The 3,392-nt window shown below is 65.2% G+C and carries 3 protein-coding genes; 1 reads left to right on the top strand and 2 read right to left on the bottom strand.

The annotated features are described in order from the left end of the window. Positions 1–155: 155 nt before the first annotated feature. The gene (locus I5S59_RS26270) at positions 156–770 is read right to left on the bottom strand and encodes a cell wall hydrolase (protein WP_197879179.1); all 615 of its coding nucleotides are present in this window, start codon (positions 768–770) and stop codon (positions 156–158) included. 134 nt (positions 771–904) lie between these two features. On the opposite strand from I5S59_RS26270, the gene I5S59_RS26275 reads away from it, so the two are divergent. Next, positions 905–1,756: a CAP domain-containing protein gene (locus tag I5S59_RS26275; protein ID WP_197879180.1), complete on the top strand. Its 852-nt coding sequence runs from the start codon at positions 905–907 to the stop codon at positions 1,754–1,756. Positions 1,757–1,765: 9 nt separating this feature from the next. On the opposite strand, the gene I5S59_RS26280 is transcribed toward I5S59_RS26275, so the two are convergent. Further along, positions 1,766–3,211 (bottom strand): SulP family inorganic anion transporter, encoded by a 1,446-nt coding sequence (locus I5S59_RS26280; RefSeq protein WP_197879181.1) that lies wholly within the window; start codon positions 3,209–3,211, stop codon positions 1,766–1,768. Positions 3,212–3,392: the final 181 nt, after the last annotated feature.

Genomic DNA, 3,392 nt, shown 5'->3' on the forward strand with positions numbered 1-3,392 from the left:
GGCCATGGCCCCAGCCGGTGGGGGGTGTCCGGTCTGGGGCGCGGGGGGGCCGCGCTATCGCAGGCTTCGCCAGCTCCCACATTTGTGGGAGCCGGCAGCGCCGGCGATGGGCGGCACAGCAGCCCCGAGGCTTGAGGATCAGGCTCTCATAGGTGCTATCGCGCTGTGCCGTTACGCGGTTTATAGAAGAGAAAGTCCCCGGTCTCGGTGGTCTTCACATACGCCCGTGCCCAGTCCGGTGACACGTGACGATCGTGAAAGTACAGCGCGCCTTTGGTGCGGTCATCCAGCTGGCGGTTGAGTGCCTTGCGGGCGATTTCCTTGGCCAGGGCGTAGCGGGTTTCTTCCTGCACCGAATCGGAACGCCCGTCACACCACCAGGAAAACTGGCAATGGCCGGTTTCCTTGCCTTGCTTGACCACGCCGCACACGGTGTCCGGAAAACCTTCATGGCCCAGGCGGTTCATTACCACACTGGCCACCGCTTCCATGTCGGGCGCTTTGCCGCCTTTCGATTCCCAGTAGATGCTACGGGCCATGCAGGTAATGGCATCGTCCAGCGCGGCCTGTCCTGCCGGGTCTACGGCCTGCACTTCGGTCTGGGTGATGGCCTTGCTCTTGGGGGCCGGCGGGGCGTCAGGTTGCACGGCGGCTTTCTGTTCCAGTACCTGGGCTTTGTCTTCGGCCACTTGCGCCTTGGTCTCGGCAGCCAGTGTCAGGGGGGCCGAGAAGGCCAGTAAAAGGCAGGTTACAATCGTTGCAAGGCGCATACGGTGACCTTCGTCAGGTAAGGGGAGCAAAACTTCCCGTTACAGGGTCGACCGCGCGGCGCTCAAAACATTCCAGCTGTTCGACGACGGGCTACATCGCGCATGATGGCGGCGTCCGTTAAAGGGAGATTTGCATGCGCGTCCTGTCATCCGTTTTGCGTCTTGCCAGCCTGCCACTGGCGCTGGCCGTGGCGACCGTTGTCCAGGCCAGCGAGCCGTCACAGCTGGTCGACTCGATCAACAGCTACCGCAGCCAGGCACAGCGCTGCGGCGGGCAAGCGTCGCTGGAGCTGCCGCCACTGGCCAGCGATCCGCGCCTGGTGCTGCCGGCCGGGGGCAGTGTGGATTTGCGCACGGCGCTGGCCCAGGCCAACTACCCGATGGTCAATGTCCAGGCGATCACCCTCAATGGCCCGCGCGATGCGCAGAGCGCGATGCAAGCGGTGCGCGAAAGCTTCTGCCAGGTAGTGCTCGACCCGCAGTTCGTTGATATCGGCGTCAGTCAGCAAGACCGCGACTGGCGCATTGTCCTGGCACGGCCGCTGCTGGCCGGGCGCCTGGGGGACTGGCAGGCCGAAGGGCAAAAGCTTCTGGCAATGATCAATACCGCGCGGGGCCAGCAGCGTCAGTGCGGCGCGCAAAACTTTGCTGCCGCCACGCCGCTGGCCTGGAACGCGACCTTGGCCAGCACCGCCGAGGCCCACACCCGGGCCATGGCCAACCAGAACTTTCTCGACCATGTCGATCGTGATGGCCGCACGCCGGGCGACCGTGCGGAGTTGGCAGGCTACGCCGGCCAGCTGACCGGCGAGAACATCGCTGCCGGGCAGGACACCCCGCGCAAAGTGGTCGATGGCTGGCTGGCGAGCCCCGGCCACTGCGCCAACCTGATGAACCCACAGTTCACTGAGCTGGGCGCGGCTTATGCGGTCGACCCCAAGAGTGATGCCGGGATCTACTGGACGGCGATGTTCGGCGCGCCCTGAGGGCGGCGCTCAACCGTAGTGCAGGTCGGTGCGCTTGAGCAGCTGTTTGCAGCGCTCGGACAGGTGCACCACGCGCAGGTGTTTGCCGTTGTTGCTGTAGCGCTCCCGCAAGGTCTTGAGCGCTGCAATGGCCGAGTAGTCGACAAAGTTAAGGTGCTGACAGTCGAGCGTCACTTCGGCCGGATCGTTGACCGGGTCGAACTGGTTGAGAAACGGCGTGGTCGAGGCGAAGAACAGGGTGCCGTGAACCCGGTACAACTTGCTGCCATCCGATTGCAGATGGCTGTCGGCGTACAGTTCGCGGGCTTGTTGCCAGGCGAAGTTGATCGCGGCAATGACGATTCCGCACAGCACCGCCGTGGCCAGGTCGGTCAGCACCGTGACCACGGTGACGGCGATGATCGCCAGCATGTCGTTCACCGGTACCTTGTGCAGCACGCGCAGCGAGGCCCAGGAAAAGGTCTGCTGCGACACCACGAACATAACCCCGACCAGCGCAGCCAGTGGAATGCGCTCGATCAGGGGTGAAAGAAACAGCACGAACATCAGGATCATCACCCCGGCGACGACGCCGGACAGTCGACCGCGGCCGCCCGAGCTGAGGTTGATTGCGGTCTGGCCGATCATCGCGCAGCCGCCCATGCCGCCGAACAGGCCGGACGTCATGTTGGCCACGCCGAGCGCCACGCACTCGCGGTTGGGGTAGCCGCGGCTTTCGGTGATTTCATCGGTGAGGTTGAGGGTCAGCAGGGTTTCCAGCAGCCCCACCAGCGCCATCAGCATCGCGTAGGGTGCGATGATCTTCAGGGTTTCCAGGTTCCACGGGATGTCTGGCCAGGTCAGAGCCGGCAGGCCACCGGCGATATGCGCCAGATCACCCAGGGTGTGGGTCGGCAGGTCGAGCAGATAGACCCCGGCGCCCACCGCCAGGATCGCGACCAGGGCTGGCGGCACGCTGCGGGTCAGGCGCGGCAGCACATAGACGATGGCCATGGTCAGCGCTACCAGCCCCAGCATCAGGTACAGCGCCGGGCCGCTGAGCCAGGCGCCGTCGTGCTTGAAGTGTTCAAGCTGGGCCAGGGCAATGATGATCGCCAGGCCGTTGACGAAGCCGAGCATCACCGAGTACGGCACCATGCGCACCAGCTTGCCCAGGCGCAGCACGCCGAAGGCGACCATGATCAGGCCGCCCAGCAGCACCGTGGCCAGCAGGTATTGCACGCCGTGCTGAACCACCAGGGCGACGATGACCACGGCCATGGAGCCGGCTGCGCCGGAGATCATCCCGGGGCGGCCGCCGAGCAGGGCGGTGAGGGTACAGATGATGAAAGCGCCGTAAAGCCCCATCAACGGATTGAGGTGCGCCACCAGCGCGAACGCAATGCACTCGGGCACCAGGGCGAAGGACGTGGTGAGTCCGGCCAGGATGTCGGCACGGATTGAAGTAGTTCTCATGGGGGAAAAGGCTGCCAGCGAAAAAGGGCTAGGATGCTACGGAAGTTCGCAGGCGCGGGCCAGTGTTCAAAGCGCGAGGAGCCAGTAAATACCGAGGCGCACCACGTATCCTTCGCGGGTAAACCCGCTCCCACAGGGGCGGGGGGCGCCGGGGGGGGGGGGGGGCGCCCGGACCGGCCGG

The organism is Pseudomonas alkylphenolica, from assembly GCF_016009175.1.
Classification (GTDB): Bacteria; Pseudomonadota; Gammaproteobacteria; order Pseudomonadales; family Pseudomonadaceae; genus Aquipseudomonas; species Aquipseudomonas alkylphenolica_B.

Bases quoted from the DNA above. Each gene is read 5' to 3' on its own strand.
- I5S59_RS26275 (WP_197879180.1), top strand. From the start codon at position 905: ATGCGCGTCCTGTCATCCGTTTTGCGTCTTGCCAGCCTGCCACTGGCG.
- I5S59_RS26270 (WP_197879179.1), bottom strand. From the start codon at position 770: ATGCGCCTTGCAACGATTGTAACCTGCCTTTTACTGGCCTTCTCGGCC.
- I5S59_RS26280 (WP_197879181.1), bottom strand. From the start codon at position 3,211: ATGAGAACTACTTCAATCCGTGCCGACATCCTGGCCGGACTCACCACG.